This window comes from Janthinobacterium sp. GW821-FHT03C10, assembly GCF_059420865.1.
This window is the reverse complement of sequence record NZ_JBWKUN010000008.1, coordinates 1-23599: the sequence shown is the minus strand read 5'-3', so window position 1 is coordinate 23599 and position 23599 is coordinate 1. Positions and strand designations below refer to the sequence as shown.

19 protein-coding genes are annotated in these 23599 nt (G+C 50.3%); 5 read left to right on the top strand and 14 right to left on the bottom strand.

What is annotated here, in order from left to right:
- Positions 1-6: 6 nt before the first annotated feature.
- The 6 genes from AC07VH_RS23710 to AC07VH_RS23685 all read right to left on the bottom strand — a co-directional run bounded on the left by AC07VH_RS23710 (position 7) and on the right by AC07VH_RS23685 (position 8162).
- A complete protein-coding gene (locus AC07VH_RS23710) occupies positions 7-615 on the bottom strand; it encodes a hypothetical protein (protein ID WP_494788500.1) in 609 nt (202 codons plus the stop codon).
- Positions 605-1741: an ImmA/IrrE family metallo-endopeptidase gene (locus AC07VH_RS23705; RefSeq protein ID WP_494788499.1), complete on the bottom strand. Its 1137-nt coding sequence runs from the start codon at positions 1739-1741 to the stop codon at positions 605-607. Before AC07VH_RS23705 ends, AC07VH_RS23710 begins: the two co-directional genes overlap by 11 nt.
- 113 nt (positions 1742-1854) lie before the next feature.
- Positions 1855-3189, bottom strand: a complete 1335-nt coding sequence (locus AC07VH_RS23700) for a hypothetical protein (protein WP_494788498.1) — start codon at positions 3187-3189, stop codon at positions 1855-1857.
- A 376-nt stretch (positions 3190-3565) separates the two neighbouring features.
- On the bottom strand, positions 3566-4354 hold the full coding sequence (locus AC07VH_RS23695) for a metallophosphoesterase (protein ID WP_494788497.1): 789 nt from the start codon (positions 4352-4354) through the stop codon (positions 3566-3568).
- A 270-nt stretch (positions 4355-4624) separates the two neighbouring features.
- Complete coding sequence (locus AC07VH_RS23690; protein ID WP_494788496.1) at positions 4625-7111, bottom strand: AAA family ATPase; 2487 nt, start codon at positions 7109-7111, stop codon at positions 4625-4627.
- A 67-nt stretch (positions 7112-7178) separates the two neighbouring features.
- Complete coding sequence (locus AC07VH_RS23685; RefSeq protein ID WP_494804002.1) at positions 7179-8162, bottom strand: TauD/TfdA family dioxygenase; 984 nt, start codon at positions 8160-8162, stop codon at positions 7179-7181.
- A 147-nt stretch (positions 8163-8309) separates the two neighbouring features.
- On the opposite strand from AC07VH_RS23685, the gene AC07VH_RS23680 reads away from it, so the two are divergent.
- Positions 8310-9353, top strand: a complete 1044-nt coding sequence (locus AC07VH_RS23680; protein WP_494788494.1) for a hypothetical protein — start codon at positions 8310-8312, stop codon at positions 9351-9353.
- Entirely contained in the window at positions 9350-12682 is a 3333-nt protein-coding gene (locus AC07VH_RS23675; protein ID WP_494788493.1) for a UvrD-helicase domain-containing protein, read from the top strand. Before AC07VH_RS23680 ends, AC07VH_RS23675 begins: the two co-directional genes overlap by 4 nt.
- Before the next feature lie 127 nt (positions 12683-12809).
- Here AC07VH_RS23675 and AC07VH_RS23670 read toward each other — a convergent pair whose 3' ends face one another.
- The 8 genes from AC07VH_RS23670 to AC07VH_RS23635 form a co-directional block, all read right to left on the bottom strand.
- A complete protein-coding gene (locus AC07VH_RS23670) occupies positions 12810-14432 on the bottom strand; it encodes a YecA family protein (protein ID WP_494788492.1) in 1623 nt (540 codons plus the stop codon).
- Between the two features lie 279 nt (positions 14433-14711).
- Positions 14712-15212, bottom strand: coding sequence for an HNH endonuclease (locus AC07VH_RS23665; protein ID WP_494788627.1), 501 nt, complete (start codon positions 15210-15212; stop codon positions 14712-14714).
- 148 nt (positions 15213-15360) lie between these two features.
- Positions 15361-16800 carry an AAA family ATPase gene (locus AC07VH_RS23660; protein WP_494788626.1) on the bottom strand — a complete coding sequence of 480 codons (1440 nt, stop codon included), beginning with the start codon at positions 16798-16800 and terminating at the stop codon, positions 15361-15363.
- A gap of 556 nt (positions 16801-17356) precedes the next feature.
- Complete coding sequence (locus AC07VH_RS23655) at positions 17357-18481, bottom strand: hypothetical protein (RefSeq protein ID WP_494788491.1); 1125 nt, start codon at positions 18479-18481, stop codon at positions 17357-17359.
- A gap of 283 nt (positions 18482-18764) precedes the next feature.
- A complete protein-coding gene (locus tag AC07VH_RS23650; protein WP_494788625.1) occupies positions 18765-19058 on the bottom strand; it encodes a hypothetical protein in 294 nt (97 codons plus the stop codon).
- Between the two features lie 349 nt (positions 19059-19407).
- Complete coding sequence (locus AC07VH_RS23645) at positions 19408-20895, bottom strand: hypothetical protein (protein ID WP_494788490.1); 1488 nt, start codon at positions 20893-20895, stop codon at positions 19408-19410.
- A 55-nt stretch (positions 20896-20950) separates the two neighbouring features.
- Positions 20951-21253, bottom strand: a complete 303-nt coding sequence (locus tag AC07VH_RS23640) for a hypothetical protein (protein ID WP_494788489.1) — start codon at positions 21251-21253, stop codon at positions 20951-20953.
- 191 nt (positions 21254-21444) lie between these two features.
- Positions 21445-21708 carry a hypothetical protein gene (locus AC07VH_RS23635; RefSeq protein ID WP_494788488.1) on the bottom strand — a complete coding sequence of 88 codons (264 nt, stop codon included), beginning with the start codon at positions 21706-21708 and terminating at the stop codon, positions 21445-21447.
- Between the two features lie 200 nt (positions 21709-21908).
- Between AC07VH_RS23635 and AC07VH_RS23630 the strand changes: the two genes are divergently transcribed.
- From AC07VH_RS23630 to AC07VH_RS23620, 3 genes are all read left to right on the top strand, one after another.
- Positions 21909-22331, top strand: a complete 423-nt coding sequence (locus tag AC07VH_RS23630; RefSeq protein WP_494788487.1) for a magnesium chelatase subunit ChlI family protein — start codon at positions 21909-21911, stop codon at positions 22329-22331.
- Between the two features lie 67 nt (positions 22332-22398).
- Complete coding sequence (locus AC07VH_RS23625) at positions 22399-22944, top strand: hypothetical protein (RefSeq protein ID WP_489628952.1); 546 nt, start codon at positions 22399-22401, stop codon at positions 22942-22944.
- A 180-nt stretch (positions 22945-23124) separates the two neighbouring features.
- Positions 23125-23469, top strand: a complete 345-nt coding sequence (locus AC07VH_RS23620) for a DUF1840 domain-containing protein (RefSeq protein ID WP_475416734.1) — start codon at positions 23125-23127, stop codon at positions 23467-23469.
- The last annotated feature ends 130 nt before the right edge of the window (positions 23470-23599 follow it).

The following is a 23599-nucleotide window of genomic DNA, read 5'->3' as shown; positions in this document are numbered from 1 at the left end:
GCGCCTCTATTTCGCATCGGGCAGTGCGGCCACCGTCGCAGGGTGCGCCATGATCGCCTTGCAATGTCTGGCAATCTCCAGCGCATCCCGGAACGGACCGGCCAACGACCCATTAAGTCCGGCATGCTGCTCCAACAGCAGTCGCTTCTCGCCCTCGCTCAGCGCGCCATTAAATTCAAGCCAAGCCAGTAAGTGAGGAGTGGTTTGCGTCTGAGAGTGCCCAGTGTCACGAGCAAGCTTGGTGGCTTTTCGATCATCAGTGATGACGGCCATGTAGAGCCGCATGGCGAGGGCGATCGAAGACAGCTCGCCTTTGCCTAATTTTTTCCTGGCTTCCAAAGCGCTGACAACGCGGAGGTCATCGATGGAGCATGCGATGCTGGGAAAGCCGCCCGAGGCTTGCTCTTTCGACAGCCGCTCTCGAAGTTCGATGTCCGAAGCCTTGCGCTCGGATCGGGGCTTGATCGCCAACTCGTATTGCACAACGCCAGTGACGCAGAACGAGCAGCCGGCTTTTTTTGCCGCCGAGTGCAAGACGTCGGAGGACAAGATGTTCCAGACGGCGCAGGTGTCGGCCACGTTCAGCAAATGGAAGAGCGAAGGATCAATGGACATGCAGAGCTCTCCCATACAGCGCGGCCACCTCTTGAAGTTCACCATGGCTGAGCAGGAGCGCCTCCGCCAAGCGCCCCGTGCTTATCATTTCGTTGCGATGTGCTTCAAAACACAGTCCGACATAATGATCCGACAGGCCCATATTCAGCAGCGCCACCTTTTGGCGGTGCTGCGACTCACTTAGGGTCGAAGGAAGCTCGGGGTCCACTTTATCGGCGAAGGACACGCGCAAGCCCCTGATGTGGCTGCTCGCCACATAGCTCAAAAGCCTGGCCTTGTTCAACGCGATCCCAAAGGCGTCGCAGCTCACCTTGAATTCGTTAGCCCAACGCCTCGCGTCTTCGTCCGACCACTTCTCAGGGGAAGGAAGACGGCGAAGAAGGTGGGGCGGCATGAGGAACGCCGAGGCAAAGCCATTGGCCCGCCGTTCCAACGGCTCGCCCTTTTCTGATCGCAAGGACACTCGAGCGACCTCATCGGCATCGAAGAGCGCGTGCGCCAATTCGTGCGCCGCGCTGAATCGTTGGCGATATGCGTCCTCGCTGGAATTCAACAAGATGCACTTGCCTGCGACGGGGTGAACGATGAACAAACCCGATATGTTCGAGTCGCCCAAACTGCGGCGGAAGACGCGCACACCCAATTTGCGGCACGCGCCAAATACGTCGAGTGGCAGTTGGCGTTCGTCATAGCCCAGTCGTGCGCGAACCACCGATACTGCGGCATCCGTGTCGCCCCGCATCCGAATTTCAAGGGGCAATTCAAAGGCAGTGGGAAGCCTCCCAAGATCCTGCTCGAGCTCATGCTCGGTTTCGCACAAGTAAATAAAGTCGCGAATCGATCGGCGATCCTCTTTGCCGAAATCGGCGCTTTTGGCCCGATAAAGCGTTTGGGCTGGAGGCGCATTCGGCAGTGCGTCATCAGTGAGAAAAACCTTATAGTCGCAGCGGAAGTAGTCGCTGAGAATAAGTATCTCATCCCCGTTTGGCTCTACCTCTCCCGCCTCGATAGCCGCTATTCTTTCGATAGCGACCCCAGTGGCCGCAGCGACTTCTTCGACGGTATCGCTAATGTCTCTGCGATATGCGGCTAGCTTTCCACCCAATACGGCAAGATTGAGGCTCATGCATGCATCTTAGATAAGATGTTTTCCAGCGTCAATTTATTAAAACGAGAAAAACCTCGCCTGGCTTAATGCGTGGTAAGGATGCGTCAAGGATCGAGAGTTCGATCGCGCAATCAATCAACTTGCGGTGGCAGCGCTTTAAACGGTTGCCCATGCGCGCCCGTCATGGGAGAGCTGTATGCACCTTCAAATTCCAGCGCGGCCAAGACGAATCGCACCACTAATTCCCGCGTAAGCCGCACGTGACCCATCAAATCTTCCGAAGGATCCACCGGTTTGTATTGACCTCGGTGGACGATGTGGTCGCGCGCCTGCTTTGCCTTGCCCAATGCCTCGTCCGAGATGCCATCTAAAGGCACGCCCCACCGCTTGGCCAAAAGATGAATCTTATCTTTTAGCGTCCTGCGGTTCAGATCATTCAGCTTCGGGCGCAAGACCGCCATCTCATCGTTGATGTCTTCTTTCGCTACGCTCAGGTGCTCAAGCTGGCGACGGGCAGCCGCCAAGATTTCATCGCGCAGCTTTTCGAATTGTTTCTTTGGGCGAAGCGCGAGGTCGCTTGGCTGGAGATTTGTAGTGAGCAAATTTTCCAGAACGGTCATGGCCGAGGTCAACTTTGCTTCGCGATATCCGGACGGCATCGTGAACCATTCGATCGCGACGGCGATATTCTTTGCGCGCCCTGGCTCAAAGAAATGGGAAGCCACGGCCTGCCGGAAGATGGGTGAGTAATCGAATGAGGTGAAGGCTCCAGACCCGCGCCCGTTTTCGTTGGCCACCATCCTCACCATCAATTCCGTTTGGCCATTCCAAACCGTCTCCACGATCGGCGCCACCAACCGCTCGCCGCGCGCGAAGGACATAACGGACTGAACATGTTTGAAGAGGCTCTCCACCTCCTCTCGCCATGGCTCAAAGTCGACGCCGTGCTCTGGCCCTTCGATGACAATTGCACTGGTCAGCAACTCGTTTTCCGATGCCTTCAATGTCATCGGGGCACGCAACTCCAATGAGCCCAAGCGACAAGTGGCGTAGACGATGTGCATGCTGTTAAACCCACGTAAAAGAGTCTTCAAGCAGGGCTTAGCCACAAGAGTTCCAGGCAAAACAATTTTGCACTCTAGACACCATGATGCAGGTTTGAAGCTAGAAGGGGCAGTGTTGGAGAAAAAACTACCCAGCGAGTAGATATTGACCGTGGCGCTGTGAAATGTCGAACCGTCTCGCGCTTTTCCCCTCAAGAGAAAATTGAAAAACCGCTGGGCCTTTTCTTGCTCGTAAAAAGCATCTGGGATGAACTTCGTAGACATGTCCCACGGCATCCGATCCAGAGCTAATTTCGCCACGCCGGTTTTTGAGACTTTAACCGAGAATTTTATATCAACGCGTTTTTCTTCAAACTCGATCTCTCCGACAAACCGCTTCGGCTTCATATACCATCGATCCATTCCTATCCCTCCTCAGTCAACCCAGCCATTGTGAGCGCAGTCTAAAGGCGACCAGGAACCCACCTATCATGCCTTCACAGGCATCGCCAACAGTAGCTGATCATTGTGCGTTTAAATGTCTTATTCAAGGCGATTCACAAGCTAAGAATGCCCAGTCGTTGAAGAACGGATAGTCAGAGTGGCTGCTAATGCAAGCGAGGTGACGACATGACCTATAGAGAGGTGGCGGGCTTGCACGAGTCGATGGTCTGCAAACCTTCTTGGAGTTACTCTAGTGGTTACGTCTACGCGATAGAGACCAAGTACCGTGCTAGAAGTACACAGCATTTGAGATAGCTCTACTAGCTATTCTGCCGGTTCTATGTCAAGTGTCCTGCTACTTGCTATCCAACTCTAGAATTAAATTCGGATCAAAGGAAGGGTTCTCAGCATTGCCGCCCTTCTTCATATATCCCAAAGGATTCGCAACAACTCGGCAGTGCCCAATGAGGTAGTCAAAGCTCGTGTGTGTATGTCCGTGAATCCAAAGCGTTGCCTTACTAACTAGGTCGTCAAGGCAGGATGCGAACGCCGCTGAAACTGGATCTGAAGCATATTCAGGCGCCACAGACTGACGAGATGGAGCCATATGGGTGACAACAACGGTCGAGCCTACGAACGGCTCGTCGAGCTTCTTTGCAAGCCATACTTTCTGCTCAGCGTGCAACTTCTCCGTATCGCCCGGCCGCAGCTTTCGATAACCAGCTGATGCTAGACGGACACGCTCATAATCGTTCATTGCAAGTCCAGCGTCGATCATAGCACCACTTCGATTTTCTGCACCGAACAATGAAAAGTCGGTCCAAAGTGTTGCCCCCAAAAAACGCACCCCCTTGAAAATGAACTCCCCGCAATCGAGATAGTGGACATTCTTAAGGTTTTCACATTTATCCCGTATCGCAACGTTTGTCTGGTCGAGCGTACCACCGTAAAACTCATGGTTACCAGAGACGTACACCACGGGAATTTCCGGAAAGGTCAATGCTGCCCAATCAGGTCCGCGCGCGCTCGTATGAATGTCTCCAGCCAACACGACGACGTCTGGTTTACTAGCTGATGTGTTGAACGTTGGGGCGAATTCTCGCCACACTTCGAGGTGAAGATCCGATAGAACGAGCAAACGCATCTGGTTCCTTACATGGTGAAAAATGTTCAAAAAGTCGAGTACTTAGCTAGCGGACACAGCAACTGCCATCGACGAGCAACCTGCCTCCGAGGATACCAGAAGTATCAACATACATCCCATCGCTATCATCTCTCCCCTCCTGTCCGCCAAGCGACGAAAAAAAAAGACACCACCTTCCGCACAACTTCCAATAACGAAAACACCTTCAGCCGTCATTTATCAATATTTCTATATTCCAAATTTCTCCTAATAGGTCTGACTCCGTTGATCTCAATCCGATGTTTGTTCGCTATACGTGTAAAGCCGCCATATTGTATTTTTTCCCCTGCCAGACGAAATGCCGTCCTTAACCTTAGTAATCACTTCCTGTTGGTAAAGGCGACTCAATGCGTTTGCTAAATGCCGGTGCCACGCGGCGCGATCTATGCTGAGGACATCAAAATCACGATGCCACGTTTGCTCTATAAGTTCGGGCAATGAGAAGGATTTACTTGATCCACATAGATGTGCATAGGAATAAGCGAGCGCAACGGCCGCCCTATATGTCGATACCGTACCAGGCAAACTAGGGGGCATTTCTACATTCATGGTTCGCCAGACGTGTCCGCCGACAGCAGCAGCGCCTAACAAGAATGGCAGTTGACGATAGATCTCCATCGCTTCATCAACTGAGGTGGACATTGGAATCGAAACCACAGCTCTATCAAGTTCCATTAGACTCTTGACCTCACCCGTCCTAAGGATCCTCGCGTCACCACCCAGCACATCATTACAAACCAAGCATGAGTTTGATGGGAAATAGTAATGCGGAGTAATCATTTCACACTTCGTACAGTCCTTTAGCCGGATGCCATGCTCTGCGTTATGGCCAGGTAGAGCAATCGCAATCTGATTGGGTTCTTCGTGAGTAATAATCAAGGTGGGCCAATTTTTAATCTCATTGAGATAGTCAATCCAAAGCGCCGCAGGGGTCTCGCGCGGCAGTTGCACCAAAAAGGTCTTCAACGTCCTCGACCAAGTGAGATCTATCGACTTAATTCCGTCCAACTTTTTCATGTCGTGGCCGCCTAGTCGGTAGGCAGAAGTTCGGCGGAGCTTCACTTCTCGGATAACGTTCTGATTCGCTGGCGATCCAAAAACAGCCGCCTGGAACTTGCTCTGCGAATTTTCATGAATCGAGTCGGCTGTATAGATAGCAAAACATGCCGTGGTAGCACGCGAATAAGCACTGAATAACTCAGTGTCAGAAAGTTCGTCTGCCTCCACAATGATGACCAAGGGCGCCTCCATACCGCGGAACCGAGATACAGGCGAACGCCGAATCTCCTTGTTAGCGTGCAAGAATTCATCAATGGGATCTCTAACGTAACCAGTTTTACTGAGGACAACTATGTCAGGATGAGTCGCTCCTTGACTCATAAGCCGGGATACGATCTCCTTCAGAGCTTCGCTACAATCGGCGACAACGATCTCATGCAGAGTGTCTGGATCAAGTGGTCGTGGCGACGAAACTTGAAGCTGATTAGGCATAACTTCGCTCAATTTCTCCGTCACCGCTTTTGGCATTCGAAGGACTATAGAAAGCTGCATTTGAGCGAGACCGCTCATAGCCAAAAGCGAAGCAAGTGAGGTAGTTTCCTTTTCGAAGGAGAATACTTGAGTCTCATCGCAAAACGCAAATATCGACTTCCCAGCAAACCATCTGCATAGTAGCTGCCACCATTGTGGCCTTAGCGCTTGGGCCTCATCAACGACAAGTACATCAAAAGCGAATTGATCATGACCTATAGCAGCAGCAAGATCATCAAGGCACTCCTTGTCAAACCAACCTGGTTCAGCCACTGGTCTCCCAAGAAGGTCTCTGGCCGAATTACACAATTTATGCCACGTATGTACTTGACAGTTTGAGTCGTTCAATTGCACACGAAGGTGATCGCAAAGAAGCGCATTGAACGTCAAGAACAAAACTCGCTCACCAGCAGCACTAAGGCGGCGAGCGATCTCAATACCAATAAGTGTCTTGCCAGTTCCCGGCCAGCCAGTAACGATTCCGCCGTGGGCACGCAGAACTCGACTAGCAATCGCACTTTGATCCTCGGTTAGCGGAAGCCAAAAGTGTCCGTCGTATTGAATGCGCTGCGCCCACTGTGGCGTTCCATCGTATTGCGGACACAGCATCTCTATGATTTTCCCCATCCTGGCATCGCCCAACGCGCCAAGGCGAAGTGCTGATTTCCAGTAGCTCATGAGCTCGGCTACTTTCGCCCCAAGATTAGGCAAATCCCTCATGTCGAAAGTAATGCGCTGCTGACGAGCAGCGTCAAACATACCTGGAGGAAGAGCTTCGTCCGGAAAGACATTGCTCGGGAATCCCATCGCGTATCCGATTGGCCATCGGATATCACACTTTCCTCCAAGCCAGCGAGCTACACCATGTGAATTCCTTCTCACTTGATTCAGCACAAAGAGAGGAGTGCCACCGGCAACTGGCACAAACGCGGCGCCGTCTATTCGATAGCGACCACCCTTGATTTCAATCGCAAGCATTCCAAGCTCGGGGTGGAGGATCACGAAGTCGATCTCTCCAGTGGGTGCTGATCCGGCATTCCCAATTTCGGCAGCTGCCGCCGCTAACCATGGCAAGCTATGAATAACGACGAAATCGTCTGAAAGCTGCTTCTTCAGTAGATGGTAAATTGTCGGCTCGGCCCGACTCTCTGTTTCTGCTGGGCCGAAGGATGGGATCATACGTGCCATGACTAGCGGCCACCTCTCCGTTGACACCCCTTATTCCTTGATAAAGATTGCATTTCTGGAGGCTTTCTCAAGGGTATAGAACATGGGCTGGTCGTTCGCCCAGGTGCCGACGGCTGTTGTCTAATGTCGACGTATCCAATGCGTAAGTTCGGAGTAACCACCGAGCTTGACCGCCTGCAGCTCCTCCCACAAGCCCACGTCCGTGCAGACAAAGTCGATTGCTGACGACAAGAACATCGCCTGGCTCAACTACGACTGGAACGACGACCTCGTTACATGCCTTTTCAAGATTATCTGAAGCGTTTTTCGCGACACCTTCAGGATCAGTGGGAGTCACGGAGCTGTGGCTATAGCGGACCATTGTCCCATCTGGTGCATCCTTAAGAACAGGTTCATCGATGGCGGTGTGAACGTCACCCAGAATCTCTTTCATCCCTTCAATGAAGGTGAACTGCGACACGATGGAATATTGGTCTTTCTTCAACTCCGCAATATCTGAGGGAGTCAACTTATGAAGCACGTCCGCCAGCGCCATGACCGTTGTAGCAACAGAGTCTGGGTTACGCAGGCCGACCAACGTCACTAAATCCGGTGAAGGAGCGATTCGTGGATCAATAGCGTCCAACTCGCCATTGAAAGGAAAGCTTACAGCATCAGTATGACCGCGCATGCTACCCTTAGATTTCTCACCGTATTTGCCTTCACGATCCATAGGCACGAGGTTCACAAAAAGTGCACCATCGTTCTCAGTACCGTAGGAGATCGTTTCCTTACGCAAAAAGCCATGCACTGCCAGTACCGCCGCACGACCGGCCACGGAACCATCAGCGTCCGACATCGGAAGGAAATCAACCGGGGTATCTGGGAGGTCATCTGCCATAAACACCTGTTTCAGATGAAAGTAGGGTGCGTTCAAAACAACGCTTCGCGCAGCCTGCAGATTGAAGCCCGCGGCGACCAACTCCTGCTCAACAAGCGATGCGAGCTGGGTACTGAGCGGTGCAGGATTATTAATATCGCGAGGACGCTGGTCAGGCGGTGTAGCCTGCATCCACGCTCCTACGACCTTGTTCACAGCCGTAGCCAGGTCCTGCTCCTGCATAAGAACACCCCTAAAACGTTAGTTGATATATTATTGATATACCACTACACTATTGTCAAGGGGCGAGTGGGCGCCACTATTTGCTTTGGAGGCTTTATGAATTCCACACTGTACTGTGAAGACCTTGAGCTTACACAGGGATATGCACTCTTGTCTCGACTTCCAGACCGCTACTTTACCATTCTAAAGACAGCTCATCTTGAAAAGACAGATGACTATAAAGTTGCTTGTACATTTGAAATTCCTGGTCGCGGAAAACAAGGTGCGTCTGCAACCTCTTCGCGCGAAGCGATTCGTTTGGCTCTTATTGAGCTCGCTTCAGTACTGGACAGCCCGTTCTTTTTAGAATCGGAACAAATTTTTATTTCAAATGATTCCTCAAATGGAGAGGCAAGAGTGACATTGGATGCAAAAACCGAGAGATTCCAATCAAAGACTCGGCAACTTACAATTGGCGTGTCGATGCCAACAAGTCTAAAAGAACATCTCGCGGAGGTTGCAGAGTCACAAGGAAGTAGCTTTGCAGAGGTTGCAAGAAAATTTACATTACTTGGTTTCGAAGATTTCGTCGATCGGTCACTGTACGTTAGCTCAAAGTCGCTCTTTGATCTTCTTGCGCACGAACTTCTTAAGTGGCAAAACTCAAACTATGAGCAAATAATGTTGAGGTTAGATCCAGGACACGCAGCCCGTATTCGAACTACTGCGAAAGAATACGGGAAGTCTGCATCCGAGCTTGGCGCACTTTACATGGCTCATGGATTCTCTATTCAGGAGCAACTGGTATTTCTTGAGGCGAAAGTCGCCAACTGCAGGGGGCCAGCAATACGTCCACTTTTAGCACAAGTCGGATTAGGGCCTTATGCTGCGTCTCTTCTATCTGGAGTTCTTGCCGGCCACATACGAGCACCGAAAATACTTCTCAAACGGCTCGCAAACGTCTTTGAGGCACCGGAAACTTTATTGAGAACGCTCTTTAGGCATTCATTCGAAAGCAGATTGGTTCCTTCTTTTAAGTCAGAAAATGGAAAGCCTGAAGTCTCTAGCGTTGCAACGTCATGGGACGCAGCCGTGAAGTCACTCAATCTACAGTCAGACCAAACCAAAGAGCTTTTAGACTTAGGTGCGAGACACCCATGAATCTCTTCCAGCGAGCCCGCGACGAAGCACATGCAACCAGAGAAAGACTTGCTCCTGGCTTAGCCCACACACCAATCGTAGCAAGCGATTTACTCAGCCAAGTCGAAGAAAAGCTGAATATCGCGATTGAGCAGGTAGCTCCTACCTATCCTGACCTAGGCGGGGGAAGTGCCGTCCTACAGCGTGAGCAGCAATTTATCTACGTTAGCTCACATGTTGATAGTTGGAGTGACGAGTTCTGTGGGTTGGTAGCACATGAGCTCGGGCATTTCTTCCTCGATAGCGCCCAAGCTCCTGTCACGGTCGCTCATCTTAGTACGCTATTTGGTAGTGACGGATCGCCAGGAGTAATGAAAGTTGAGGCTTACGGGGCGCGCGAACGTCAAGAACTTCAAGCCAATGTTTTCGCCCGTGAGTTGCTATTGCCACGCGACGTCGCACGGAATCTCGCTATTGCAGGGAAAGGACCAACAGAGATTGCAACGCAACTCGGTGTCCCACGTGAATTCGTCCGCCAACAGCTGCTCGATGCATTACTCTTACCCGAGGCCACTTCGACACCAATCACTCTAAGTGATCCAAGCCCGGACCAACTCGCTGCAGCAATGGCGGAAGAGCGTGCCGCTAACGTCGTGGCAGGCCCAGGCACAGGAAAGACAACGACGCTGATTCACAGGGTCAAATATCTAGTCGAAGTAAAAAAAGTCCATCCGAGCCAAATCATTGTTCTGACTTTTACGAACAAGGCTGCGTTCGAACTGGTTGAGAGACTCCGAAACGCCGGCATTAAAGATGCAGCAGAAATTTGGGCTGGTACGTTCCACGCATTTGGCCTAGAGTTTCTTCGCAAATACCACCAGCACTTTGGGCTCGAAGCTGACTTAAATGTAGCAGACCGTCTGTCCTCCATGACTATGTTAGTAGCGGGGCTCCCTCGTGTGAGGCTAGATCATTTTTCTCGCGTTGAAGATCCCTACGAATGGCTGGCGCCAGTCATTGAAAGTATTACTCGACTTAAAGAGGAGCTTGTTACACCTTCTGTTTATCGGAAGTTCGTCGAAGATCACTCAGCACCAAACGCAGAGCTGCAACAAAAGCGGTTGGACGTTGCAACCATTTATGAACTGTATGAAGACTTACTCGTGGAGCGTAGGATTGTTGATTTCGTTGACCTGATCGCGAAACCCGCAGTAGCACTGCGAAACAACCGCACACAATTCTCCGAAGTCGCCGACCGATTCCAGCACGTACTCGTCGACGAGTACCAGGACGTCACACAAGCGATGGTTGAGATGCTCCGTCAGGTTTCTCACAAAAAGTCCATTTGGGTAGTGGGAGACGTTCGTCAGGCGATCCACCATTGGCGCGGAGCTTCGCTGAAGAGCCTTTTGAAATTTGACACGGTGTTCAAGGCACATGCAGGTGGGACCAAAATTCAGCGCTACCCACTTAGCAACAACCGCAGAAGCACTCAGGAAGTAGTCAACCTTACACAGCATGTCGGTCGGATACACATGCTCGAGTCAGCGTTGCCTCTGGATGCAGTCATTGCGACTAAGGGGGCATGTGGAGAGAAGCCCGTTGTCGTCACTTGCTCTGACCGCGACGGTATCCTAGGCGCTGTCCTTCAGAACATCTCAGCATTACGTTATCGAGGAATACCCTTTGGCCAACAGGCAGTGCTTTGTCGAGGCACTTCGGATGTGCAAAAAGCCTCAGAGCTTCTTGCGGGCCAAGGCATTCCTGTCATCTACATTGGAGATCTGGCACAGCGCACTGAGATAAAACAATTGCTCTGTTTGGTTCAATTACTTGTCGAACGCCGTCCGAAAGCTCTGATCGGGCTCAGTGGAATTAGTGGTCTCGGCTTACCTATGAGCGACATAAAATTGCTCCTACAAGCCGCCGAGGAAAACGTGACCTATCAACGGGGGAAGTGGTTACAATCACCTCCCCCCGGACTCTCTGCGACTGGTTACGGAATAGTCGCTAACCTACGCCAATTAATAGGACAACATCGCCACAGCTCTAACCCTTGGGAGTTCGTCTGTGATCTACTGCTCGAAAAGAGATTTGGGCTTCCACCGATGTCCGACGTTTCCGTTCAAGCTTGGGTCAAACGAATAGCGTTGTGGCAGTTCGCATATTCCGTTCGTAACGGTGGTGGTGAAATGAAAGAGGCCCGACTTTCTCGTTATCTGATGCGCCAGCGCCTTCGGCAGCGCATTGGAGATAGTCAGGTGCAACGTGAACTTCCTCCAGAGGCATCAAACCTTGATGGAGTGCGTCTCATGACGGTGCACGGGAGTAAGGGTCTCGAGTTTGAAGCCGTGCATGTCGCTTACGTCACCGCAGACCACTATGGCTCGCAAAAGCCCACATGGAGCCCAGAAGGGATTCTCGATATTGTGCCACCAGAGGTATTAGGCAGTAGCTCGGAGGAATATGAGAATGAGTCAGCGGTCGAGCGAAATAACTTGCTCTATGTCGCCGTGTCACGTGCGAAACGTCATTTGTACCTATACCAAGATAGCAAATTTGGTAGTCACACCCTTGCTCCACAGTTAACTCATTTCCCGCCAAACTATACACCTCAAGTCTACAATGGGCCTGTTCTGAAAACCGCCAAGGCCGCTGCAACGCATGCATTCGTAGCACCGACTACGCTCAGCTTTGAAGATTTCAACACCTACGTTCGATGTCCGCTTAGCTACTGGTATTCCCAAGTACTTAAGCTTAAAGGTGAAGCAGATATCGACGTCTCAATCCGTGCACGCCGTGCAGTGCTAGACGCATTGAAAGCCGTAGCAACTGGTGCATCTGGATCGGCGTCAGCCTCGCTGGCTGTTGCCTGGGCAGCTAGAACCCTGCCCTCCCCCCAAGAGGATCCATCACTCTGGAGGGATGTTCAGAATGCGTTAAATCGCGGCCTGGCGCTTATTAAATCAGCCCAAAACCGCGGAGGGGGCTACTACGAACCTACCGCATCTGTTGGAGGAATTACCGTACAGATGCCATGGGGCTTCGCTATCCAGAGTGGTTATTCGCTTGAATATGCGATGGTCAGATTTGTGCGGCGCGGCGTATCGGATCTTTCGACAGTACTGAAACCCTTTGTCCCGGGACTCAATGTTTCAGGTCCCAAAAAATTGACGTTAAACTACGTCCTTTCCGATACCGTTGACGATGTGCCCGGCGCAAAAAAGATTGAGGCAACGAAATCGTATGGCGCTGCTATACGTTTCATCGCTGGCGACAACAGCCCTACAACAGGGCATCATTGTGCGCGCTGCGATTTCTCAACAATTTGCCCTTCGTCCCCCAACTGATGAGGACGAAGCAGATAACACGAGCATTTACTTTGACCGACGCCGACAGTTTTGACCATCCAGTGAATCAGGGCCTACTTCAATCACCCATATCACTCTTTTGTCCAGAATTCTGACTCTAGAGTGTCTACGATGGTCGTGGCGATTCACTCGTTGCTTCTTGCTGCATTATCGAATTGGCCATTCGAGTACAGTATTCGGTAGCCAGGCCCTCTTGTGTCATCTCTTTCAATCGTGCTATGTCTGGGGAGCACTGCATGAACTCGATTAGCTTCTCTTTTGAGGTAAGCGAGTAAGTTTCCCATAGCAAGTTAAACCAATCCAAAGCAGACTTGGCACGTGAGCGGCCAGCGTTTCGGTCGATGATGCCGAAGAAGGTTGCAGGGTGTTGTGCGAAGGCCAGTAACTCCTCATCTGTCAACGGAATCTGTACGAAGAATCGCTGCTGATCGTCGGTGCACACCTCGCACATCGCCGCTTTCCATGTAGGCATGACAACACCGCTCGCTAACGTCCCTTCGCGCAGTCCTCCCGCACCAAGGACGTTCAAACGCTGACCGATCTGTAGTCGTTTCTCAGGGGAGCCGCTTAAAAATGCCTCAGCATCACCATCGAATGTCGCAGGGATGCGCCTGTGCTTCTGCATAGATTCCAGAAGAGCAAAGATTGGCGCATGTCGTCGTCTTATTTCCACCTGCTCTGCCAGAGTTTTCAGCCCTGGCTTAAGATCTTCGTGATGGAAGCCCCATAACAGAAGTCCTGACGGTAAATCGGTCGCATCAAGATGATGTTCTTCCGATTCGTAGGTAGTTATGATATATGCCGGCGGCAAAGTCTTCCCAAAAGGTTCTTGCTCGTAGTGCTTGAGCAGTTTCCCAGCCTCGACGAGTGGAACAGGATTAAGCTGATCTCGGCCTAGTTCCAAGCGCACGTCATTCGTGTCGATAAAGACAATGCGGGGATGGTCTGAGTGTTTGCGAAGGGCTCCAGAGACTAAATTGTTGATATTCAGCCGCCTACCTTGACGTCGCTTAGCCTCGACTGTGTAGGTTGCTCCGAAGGCTGCATGCGTAGCGACGAACTCCACGTGAGTTGAGCGTCTATCGGATTCATCCTCGTGCTGCAAAATAAAGCCGGCGCGAAGCATCGCGGCGGCCACACGCACCTCGTACAGCGCTCCAGGGAAGTTGTTGGGGCATTTAATTCTGTCGAGCAGAAGCTTCTGGACCTCAACGGCATGCTTTAGGCCGTAGAGATCATACGCAAAGCGCATATAGGCTGCTATTGCTCCTGTTGTAGGCTGGCCGCCCGCAGCCCCCTTTTGTTCCAAATGTACCTTCCTTTGCTCAAAACTACGTACTGCCCAAGTGAGAATACGATGTCGCTCGCCAGGAGGCTTGCCGACTTCAGACATCCACCATTCCTTTCCCAATACGATCTTCGGATAGTCGTTCAGAAAGTCGTGAAACGTCTTCCAATGCTTTGAGTAATGAATTGTTGAACCTACAGCTACGATTCTGTGATCGTGAAATTGTGTTGAAATGATCGGCTTGCCAAGTCCCTGCTGTTCACGTCGCTGGAACTCTTGGGCCTCATGACGGGCTACGCTCGTTTTCAATTCTTGACGCATTGCTGGGCTGTCTAGAATTCGCCGACTGTCGAAACTGCCCAAGTATCCATGGCATTTCTTGAACTTGCGGCCACTACCGCAAGGGCAAGGATCATTTCGAGCAGGCTTATTGGTCATCATTGCAGCATTTTTTCTAAATGGTAAACGAAAAGAGGCTACCTCCGAAGGGTAGTGCCCGGCTTGAGCGGCACCGTAGGGTGCCATATCCCAGGTATTGAGGTCGACGGCGCACTCGAAATGGCTGAAAAAATAGACGCTTAAAAACAGGGGCGACGCCAGCAGTCTCCCCAAAACGACCTATCGAAAGCAAGAAAAAACCCGGGCGATTCAAACATAGTCTAAGCATCGTGTGCATCCATTTGCAGGTGCTGGCATTTATGTTAATAGTGATGCAAAAAATTAAAAATCGGCCTCGACTTTAAAATTTAACGTGCTCATGAATCGCTCAATTTCATCTTTAGTCGCGTCAACCGGGCAGCGTTTAATGTAATCGCTGACCTCCTTAACAATTGCGTAGTTGAAATCTTTCCATTCGGCAAACTCATATGAAAATCTGACAAGATCACAAATGATAAATGTCTCTCTTCCTTTATCCTTATTTTTGGGACGATGGAAAACCTTCTTAGCAAGCACCGCAATTTCCATATGATCTGAGTATGTATCATAGTGTGGGTGAATAATGGTGAACGCGTCAGGCACACGAGGGTAAGCAGCTTTCTTCGTTAGATTTTTGGTGAGAACTCCTTTATCCAACTTGCTTATATTGCACTCTTTACAAGCTAAAGCAAGGTTTTCAGGTTCAAATAAATATCGGGGATGGGTAGATTTTGAAATAATATGTTCTACGTCCCAAGTTAAGCCGTGACGCTCTTTTTTTTCCATTCGGCAATATGCGCACATAAAGCTCTGTTGATTCAAATAATGAGTTCGAATGGAATGCCTCAATGCAACAATCTTACCTTTCGTATGATTCCAAATTTCGTGATCGATTCCGTTGTACGAGCTAATATAAGCCGCGTCTTCGCCAGTAAAAATTATTGGCTTCATCTTAATACAACGCCTCCACTTGGCCTATGAGATGATAAACCGGATCTGCATCACTCATATTTCTACGAACACTCACAAGCATCCTTAAGTTCTGACGATCCTCGTAATTAAGTTCTTCGCGTCGAGTGAGCTTTGTTAGTAATAAAAGTGCAATGCGCAAAAGATACTCGTTATTCTGACCTGGAGTATGAAAAACTTCTGCTAACTGAAAGTCTGCAGAGCGTTTTGCATATTCAAATGAGTGGTAGAGTTTTTTTTCCTCTAGGTTTAAAACATACCCATTATTGCTTGTGAGTCCTGATACAAGCTGAGGTGAATGAGTGGCAATTACAAAGTGACATCCACTAAAATTGGAAAATACTTCTTGTAATTGCCTGACCAAGTTCGTTTGCCATTGAGGGTGTAAGCTGATTTCTGGTTCATCAATACATATGAGTGACCCGTTCTTTATCGCCCCTGCGATTCCCAACATAATTGTCAGCATGCATTGCTGGCCAGAACTTGCTTGGCTTAATCGCATTCGAGATTTATTATTTAAGCTAATTAATGTAATGTCAAATATATTTATTAATCCAGACTTGAGAAATGGTATTAGCTCAGAAATTGTATTGTATTTCACTCCAAGGGAGTGATCCCAAAAATCAAGCTCTATATTGGTTTTTGAACGAGATTTCAAGCTCTCGTAAAATTCCCTTTCTGAAAAATAAGAATTATGAATACGAGAGTCTTCGTCCATTAAAAAATCTAGCAAATACTGACTTGAGGTCGCATGTAACTTATGACGCTCTTCGTCTTTCATTTTTGAATATTGCTTTTTATCAAGAGATAGCTTTATATCTAAATAAGGTGCAAAACCGAGATATTCAAATATATCACTGAGCTTATGAAGATTTTGTGTGCCTTGCAAAAGCCCTTCGAGCAATGAAATGAGACTAGATGAAATGCTATTTTTTGAAAACTGATCTGTACCGATATAGCGATATTCCGCAATAGTTTCTTTGTCTCTCACATGAGCTGCTGTTGGGAATCTGTCGTGACGACCAGTAGAAACTGCTATCACGTTACTTGGTGATGAGATCGAGGATTCAGAGGTCCTTACTTCGTCAAAACTATAACCATTATTTCCGTACAAATATTGTCCGTATGGCAGGGTATCATTTTCTACGTCAAAATATTTTCTTTGTTTCGAATTCTTATTGGCTTGATCTCTAAATCTGGAAAAGTCGTTATTAGGGTAATTTTCCAACATGGCCGATGATTTGATACGACTTTCATATGGAAAAATGTAATTACTAACAATTTTTCTCAGCAGTCTGCTTTTTCCTACAGCATTTTGACCTACTATCAGTGTGAATATATTTTCTAAACTGTTTGATACACGATGATCGGTTAGTGGCACCCAATGGCCATCGGCTTGTACTTCACTTATTTGGAAACGCATCACTGATCATCCATTCTCAGAATATGAACTTGGGGAAAAATCCCATTATACTAACTATGCAAACAGCAAAAAGGTTTCAACGAAGATATGTAACGCTGGTGTGTGCCGCCAAGCAGCTTTACACTTCGTTCGCCAACGTTTTAAATAACACAATACGACGCATGGGCCAGCAAGTCGTATCACATCACACTTCCGTTGTGGACAATGCCTTCCCGTTTCCCTCAGTTGTGAAAATATCCAAGCGACCAACGGGATGTGCGGAAGGTGAGGATGGGATTCACCGGAAACATTGAAGAGGATCGCTTGCGAATCTGTGAATGCTCTTAGTTTCGTCGATAGCACGAGAGTCTACCTGTGGCCGGCTGCCGTCGTTGACCGATTGAATTCGCCCCCCCCAAAGCAGACGTTCTTCACTCACAGGCCTATACCCATTTTGCAGCGCTCTCTACGGGTAGCGCTTTCGCACTTAAGACAAATATTTGCCCCGAAAGCAATCATTTAGGCGCCGCGTCCGGTCAGGCGAGTACATGCGAAAAAACCGTCCTGGCAACTGAACCTACTTGATTCGTGTGTACGTAAGACCTCCTGCTACACGGCGTACCTGAAGAATGTTTCGAGCACTAACGCTAGTCATGATGTCCTTATGCGCAACACCTTGCGCCGTGAGTGCGCGAATATCTCTGACTTGTTCCTGAGAAAGTCGCCCTTCTGCTCCGCAAATAACACGGGCGGCGTAGCCACCATCCGTCCAAAGCGCGCTTATCAAACGGTTGGGAATGCCGGTACGCGGGTTGATGTCCTCATGTAGGGAGATGCCTGCTTCCCGGTCTCTACTAGTTGCATCTATGTTTGCAAGCAGACGGTGTTCATATAGAAATTTCGGTCCTTTGAAGCCACCTGGGATCATGTTGAGCGAATTGCCTTGCTTCTTTTGGAGATCAACTTGGTCTTCCTCCCAATCCATGATCTGCTTGTGAGTGTGGTTCGTAACAATAAGCTCTGAATGCAGCCGAGCCTTTCTAGTGCCGGCATACTGGCGCCAAGCCGCATGAAAAGTCTTGTTACTGCCGTTTCGGATTTCGCGGAAGTGCTCTCCCATCCGTTTCAACCAGTTTCGTTTGCTAATGCCAATGTAAAACTGCTGCAATCCAAGCGAGCCATCGTCTTCGACCAACGTGATGCTGTGACTGTATCCCACATGCGCATTAGCAATCTTCGGGTACCCCTTCATCACAATCTGCACAGGGAAGGAAATTGACCAGTCCGTTCCGTCGATGACATGGAATTCGATGTGGAGGACTACCCGTCGCTGGTCTTCTGGACGTTTGTACTGAGGTTGATCAAAATATGGTGCAACGCGCGTAGAGAGTGTAGGTTGATCATCGTAAGGCAGCTTTCGGTACTGTAAGACAAGGTCGAAATCGAGCCCTCCAAACAAGCTCCACGCGGGTCGATCCTCGCGATGAATATTGTCAGCCAGCATGCGATCAACCACACCAGTCAATGCGTCGGAGACTTCAGGTGTACTGCGATGACGCCTTCTGGAAGACGTCTGGATATAGCCCTGATTGGTATTGTCCAGTGCCTCATCAATGAGCCATGATAGCTGATTCGGGTTAATGGGCGCGTACTTACCGATGACCTCTTCTACAGCCTTCGGATTCACATACTTAAACTTCATTATAGGCCCTCGGTAATCAGCTAAGTATTAGCGCAAATCTCGTACGCGCTCGTACGATTTCCGCTCATACCTTTTCCTAGTGGCAGTAATTATGACTCAGGAGTGCATACAGTTTCCTAGGCGATTCAAAACTTACTTTCGGAAAATGAGACAGGCCCTGTTGGGGCAGAACGCTTTGCAAGTGGATACTTTTGGCCGAATGCAGACGAGTTCTCTGCCCGTCTGACAGCTGTGGCCAGGTCAAGTCTACTGCATATGATCTGGCAATCATTACTTTTGGCATCTACCAAATTCTTCTCGATACAGGCTTGGACAGAATGGCGAGACTTGGGACTACCCCCGGGTTGCCTCTACCTACGGCGACTGACTCGTTGTCGAAAGATGTGCCTTTGTGTTCGTTGCTCGTAGAATTGACCCACTCCGTTTGACCCGCTTTCCACGGCCTGGCAAACGCTGCTACGCAGTTGTATGACCCTTCATAGCCCAACTCTTTCAGGTCCTCGTGGATCTTTTTCAAATTGCGTCGCTGCTTACGCGGCTTAGTCGTTTCGGCCTTGAGCCACCCATATAACTGCACCGAGTATTTGTCTAATCCGCTAGTCGATCGCAGCTCCGCATAGGAGGGCTCAGTAGTTTCCGATCGCAGATAGCGTCGGACGGTATTGCGTGATATATCCAGTCGTCTAGCGCTTTCTCTTATTTGGATCTGGTCACGAAGGTGCCAGCGTCGAATGATGCCGAGTAAAGCCACGTTTATCACTCCGATCTCCTGCCGATGAGACAGGTAGAATTGTGCTACTAACGTGGGTCAGATTCCGTTGCAAATTCGTGGGGAAGATGGGTCAATTTTCAGTACAACTTAACACCATCTGCCTGAATGGACCAGCGTCTGAGATTCCACCGCGGCAATGAGCACCGCGCAAACGTCAGCGAGGCGCCACATTCCCACGAGCTTTCAGCAAAATTTTTGCCAAGTTCTGATGCACAGCTAAAAGCTGTCGCGATGAACGAGCTTTGGCGGCATACATTAACAACTGCTCCGCGTACGCGCGCTTGATGCTCATATTCTCGGCGTATTCTCGTATGCCTGAGGCCGCAAGCCCCCAACAATCTGGACTAGAGTAGTACATTTGACCGTAAGCGTGCTGTAACAACTCGGATACGTGGACCGTAGGCTGTTCGCTGTTGCCATTGGAAATATCGGCCCTGTTCGGAAATACCGCGAAATTCCGATTTTTATGCCCTTTAAATTCTCTGTCGGTGCTGGTGCAGTCATAGAAGGCAGCAACCAATGTAAGCGCGAAGATGAAGTAGTTAGCCGGAGAGCCGTGTGCTTCTTTCGACAGGGCGAGCGCCTTCTCTCGGTCTAGGTCTGGCATGCTACTGGTGGCGCATGGCATGCCCCGCAGCCTCATATATTCCACTTGTAGCCACGAGCTCCACTTCACGATAACGGCGATATCTGAATTTGTCATATGTCTCGCGAAATAAGTACCTGATTCGATAAGCAGACCGTCATGTGCGAACATAGTCGCAAGCCAAGCCTGCAACCGGGTTGGCGCTTGGTCGTTGGGGCATTCAAACATTTCATCAGGAACTTCGGTGATACCCATACGGTTTAGTTCACGCACGAAGGATTCAGTCATGGCCGCAGCTTCCAGCCCACGAGCATTTTTACTTGCGCGCTCGAGCAACATACGGTTCACTGTTACATTCACACCCACTCGGGCAAGCAAGCTCTCAGGAATGCTAGCAGATAGACTTTCCTCATCACTCAGCCACTTATCCAAGTGGCTCCTAAGGTGATTCACAGCCCTCTCTGCATTAATCCTGGTAACGGCCGATGGCGTGGCAACATTCTTCGGGAGTCTTTCATTGAGACGGAAATGTGAGTCGTATTCGGCGACTTGGTCAGACCACAACTGCTCAAGAAAAACGAGTTCTTGACCGAATAACGTATCGGAGCTCAGGGGCGCATCTCCAGCAAGAAATTCGCACTCTTCGACCTCGGTCCATGAAAGCATCGGTTTGTAAGCATCCTTCGCTGCCGGCGACATCGCATCGACTAGCCCATCAAGGAGCGACTCACGAATTTTTACCAGCGGCAGCCCGCCTTCCACCAAAATGTCAGTACCCAGGAAACGCATCGATGCTGAGTCAGCCTTAATGCGCACCATTTGATTATGGTCACACACCAACTCGGATGGCGGTATCTGCGCTAGTGCGGCCCCCGACCATTTATGATTTAGCTGTTCCTTCATTGCCTCAAGGACGTCGGCCAGGGGGCGCACTTCCTCTGGATGGTTCTTTACCAGTTCCGACGCATGTGCTTCGTCGTAGGTCAAAAATCCAGAGAGATTGCGTTTTACACGCTCAAATTCGGCGGTATCGTATGGTGCACGTGAACGAGCCATTTCAGTCCTTTCAAAAGGCTGTCTACCCGACAGCCGGTTAAGTATTGTGGTGAAGTTAGATGCCTAAAGGACGCGCGTCAGTCGGGTGAAAATTTTGGTTCTCGCCCTGGATGCGACGCAGCTCATCACGCGCCAAACGATTTACTTGATAGCCCTCAGTTGCCCAGCGCAAGCTCTTAATTGTGAGATTTGCGGCGGCCAAGGCATCTTCCTCGGTCGATACTTTTTTGTCGCGCAGCAGAATACGAGCGACTTGGTGAGCGTGATTCAAGATTCCGAATTCTCGAGTGCTTTCGATCCCGTGATACTGATTATTCCCGGCAGTAAAGAAACCGCGGTCCAGAGGTGTTTTTGCCATTTTGAACTCCATGAGTGTAGGCGTTGAAAGGACTTTCAGTATGCGATTTTCAACGTCGATTGTTCGGGCATATCCTCCCTGAGTGGGTGCTCTTTCAAGCTCTCGTTGACTCTTTTCACCTACATCCGACCTGAGAAGCCAGCTCACCCGCTTAAGTAGTTCGATACCCCTTCCAAGTCCTCAGTATATTTTTATCCTTTATTTCGCAATCGGCGGAGAAATGTTCTGGCTGTCATCTGTCCATCAATCGTTTGGATAACATCGGTGCCCTGCCTGCCGACCTCACGTGCCAGAAGCGCGGCTTTCTTCAACACACTTAAAGTGGTATCGAATGGTATGGCCGTTTCTAGTCCTAATCTGAAAATCATTTGATCAAATTTTGCTTGGCTAAGCTGCCCGTCGAGCATAGAAACCGCTGCAGCAATGGTTGGACGGGTAAATTGATTAAGTCGCATGTGATTGGCTCCTAGTTGCCAGGATTGCACCATACTCGATTCATGTAGTTCCGGCCATAGAAGAGACTCAAAGAGCTTTTCAGAGGCCAAGTAACCGAAGTAGATGAAAATCTTACAATTGTCAGCCTAACTTTGAAGATTTTCACTTTTTTCAAGAAACACGCACGTTTTCTAAACCTTTGAATTTACGGGAAATGAAGGTGAGCTTAACTTCGACGATGGCCAATCACAACCGCCTGTCCGGCCCGCTACTCGACCGTATTGACCTGCAAATCGAAGTGGCCGCCATGGCGCCGGCGGCCCTGGGCCGGCACGCCGGCGCCGGCGAAAGCACGCAAGCCATCGCCACGCGGGTAGCGGCTGCCTTTGCCTTGCAACTAGCACGCCAGGGAAAAGCGAACCAGAGGCTGAGCAACACGGAAATCGAACAGCATTGTCGCCTGGAAACGCACGGCGAACAGCTGCTGCATGGCGCCATGGCGCGCCTGCACTGGTCGGCGCGCACCTACCACCGGGTACTACGCGTGGCGCGCAGCATCGCGGATCTGGCGGGCAGCCCCGCCATTACGCAAGCGCATATTGCCGAAGCGATCCAGTACCGGCGCGTGCTGCGCGAGATATGAGGCGGCCAATGGCCAACGCCACGCGTGCGCGATTGCGCTCGGTTGGCGGCGCTGCTACCATCTGCTGATGAAAAAACCATCACTTGCCCTCTTTCTGGCTACGCTCGCGGCCGCCAGCGTCTTGTCCGCCTGCAGTCCGAAATTCGACTGGCGCGATTATCGCAGCCCTGACGCCCAGTTCACGGCCTTGTTTCCAGGCAAGCCGGCCGTGCTGACACGCGAGATCGATCTCGATGGCAAGAAAGTCAGCCTGACCATGACAGCCAGCGAAATCGATGGCAATACCTTCGCCATCGGCAGCGCCGTGCTCGACAGCGCCGAACAGGCGCAAGCGGCCTTGCCCGCCATGCAGACTGCCCTGTTAAAAAATATCAACGGCACCGTGCGCAGCGAAAAATCGGCATCGGCGGCCAGCAGCACGGCTGCCGGAAGGCAACAGCGCAGCTCGCTCAGCATCGAGGCCAGCGGCACGCAGCAAGGCAAGCCTGTCTTGCTGGTCGGCCGTTTTGTGGCGCAGGATAAACGGATTTTCCAGATCATCATTCTCGGTGAAGAAAGCAAGCTGTCACGTGACACCATCGATACCTTCATGGACTCGGTAAAACTGGAGTGAGACTTAACGATCGCTTAAACGGGTGTTTTCACGGTGAGCAAGCTCTTGTAAATGCGTGCGTTGTCCAACAGATGGCTGTATCCGGCTTGCAAATGTGCAATCCGGGCAATCGGACGGCCTGTGCGACATTTCAAGTCGTGATATTGTTTCGACACTAACAACAAGTTTCAGAAAGCGCTTATGTTGATCTCATTCAAATCCAAATCCTCCCCTGAAGTGCTGATGTACCAGGAACATGCCCAGCGCATCCTCGACCTCCTGCACAAGAACCCAACGCGCGGCGTCATCACGCCAGCGGAAGCGGGCGATGCATTGGCCCTGCTGGAAAAAGAAGTCGCGGAAAGCAAACTGCATCCGGAAAATGACGTCGAACACGATGCGCATACGCCGGAAACCTTGGAAGATGGCGAAACGGGCGCCCATGCGCGCGCGCAAAAAGTCCATTTTTCGCAGCGCGCCTATCCCTTGATGGAAATGCTGCGCTCAGCCAAGGCAGAAGGCGAAAGCATCACTTGGGGCATCTAGTCCGATGAACGCTGCAGACGAAAAAAAACCCCGCACCTAGCGGGGTTTTTTATATAACAAGCCTGACGATAACCTACTTTCACACTGGTTGCAGCACTATCATCGGCGCAAAGTTGTTTCACGGTCCTGT

Excerpts from the sequence above, each read along its gene's own strand:
- AC07VH_RS23710 (WP_494788500.1), bottom strand. The coding sequence starts at position 615 with ATGTCCATTGATCCTTCGCTCTTCCATTTGCTGAACGTGGCCGACACC.
- AC07VH_RS23705 (WP_494788499.1), bottom strand. The coding sequence starts at position 1,741 with ATGAGCCTCAATCTTGCCGTATTGGGTGGAAAGCTAGCCGCATATCGC.
- AC07VH_RS23700 (WP_494788498.1), bottom strand. The coding sequence starts at position 3,189 with ATGGATCGATGGTATATGAAGCCGAAGCGGTTTGTCGGAGAGATCGAG.
- AC07VH_RS23695 (WP_494788497.1), bottom strand. The coding sequence starts at position 4,354 with ATGCGTTTGCTCGTTCTATCGGATCTTCACCTCGAAGTGTGGCGAGAA.
- AC07VH_RS23690 (WP_494788496.1), bottom strand. The coding sequence starts at position 7,111 with ATGGCACGTATGATCCCATCCTTCGGCCCAGCAGAAACAGAGAGTCGG.
- AC07VH_RS23685 (WP_494804002.1), bottom strand. The coding sequence starts at position 8,162 with ATGCAGGCTACACCGCCTGACCAGCGTCCTCGCGATATTAATAATCCT.
- AC07VH_RS23680 (WP_494788494.1), top strand. The coding sequence starts at position 8,310 with ATGAATTCCACACTGTACTGTGAAGACCTTGAGCTTACACAGGGATAT.
- AC07VH_RS23675 (WP_494788493.1), top strand. The coding sequence starts at position 9,350 with ATGAATCTCTTCCAGCGAGCCCGCGACGAAGCACATGCAACCAGAGAA.
- AC07VH_RS23670 (WP_494788492.1), bottom strand. The coding sequence starts at position 14,432 with ATGATGACCAATAAGCCTGCTCGAAATGATCCTTGCCCTTGCGGTAGT.
- AC07VH_RS23665 (WP_494788627.1), bottom strand. The coding sequence starts at position 15,212 with ATGTGCGCATATTGCCGAATGGAAAAAAAAGAGCGTCACGGCTTAACT.
- AC07VH_RS23660 (WP_494788626.1), bottom strand. The coding sequence starts at position 16,800 with ATGCGTTTCCAAATAAGTGAAGTACAAGCCGATGGCCATTGGGTGCCA.
- AC07VH_RS23655 (WP_494788491.1), bottom strand. The coding sequence starts at position 18,481 with ATGAAGTTTAAGTATGTGAATCCGAAGGCTGTAGAAGAGGTCATCGGT.
- AC07VH_RS23645 (WP_494788490.1), bottom strand. The coding sequence starts at position 20,895 with ATGGCTCGTTCACGTGCACCATACGATACCGCCGAATTTGAGCGTGTA.
- AC07VH_RS23640 (WP_494788489.1), bottom strand. The coding sequence starts at position 21,253 with ATGGCAAAAACACCTCTGGACCGCGGTTTCTTTACTGCCGGGAATAAT.
- AC07VH_RS23635 (WP_494788488.1), bottom strand. The coding sequence starts at position 21,708 with ATGCGACTTAATCAATTTACCCGTCCAACCATTGCTGCAGCGGTTTCT.
- AC07VH_RS23625 (WP_489628952.1), top strand. The coding sequence starts at position 22,399 with ATGAAAAAACCATCACTTGCCCTCTTTCTGGCTACGCTCGCGGCCGCC.
- AC07VH_RS23620 (WP_475416734.1), top strand. The coding sequence starts at position 23,125 with ATGTTGATCTCATTCAAATCCAAATCCTCCCCTGAAGTGCTGATGTAC.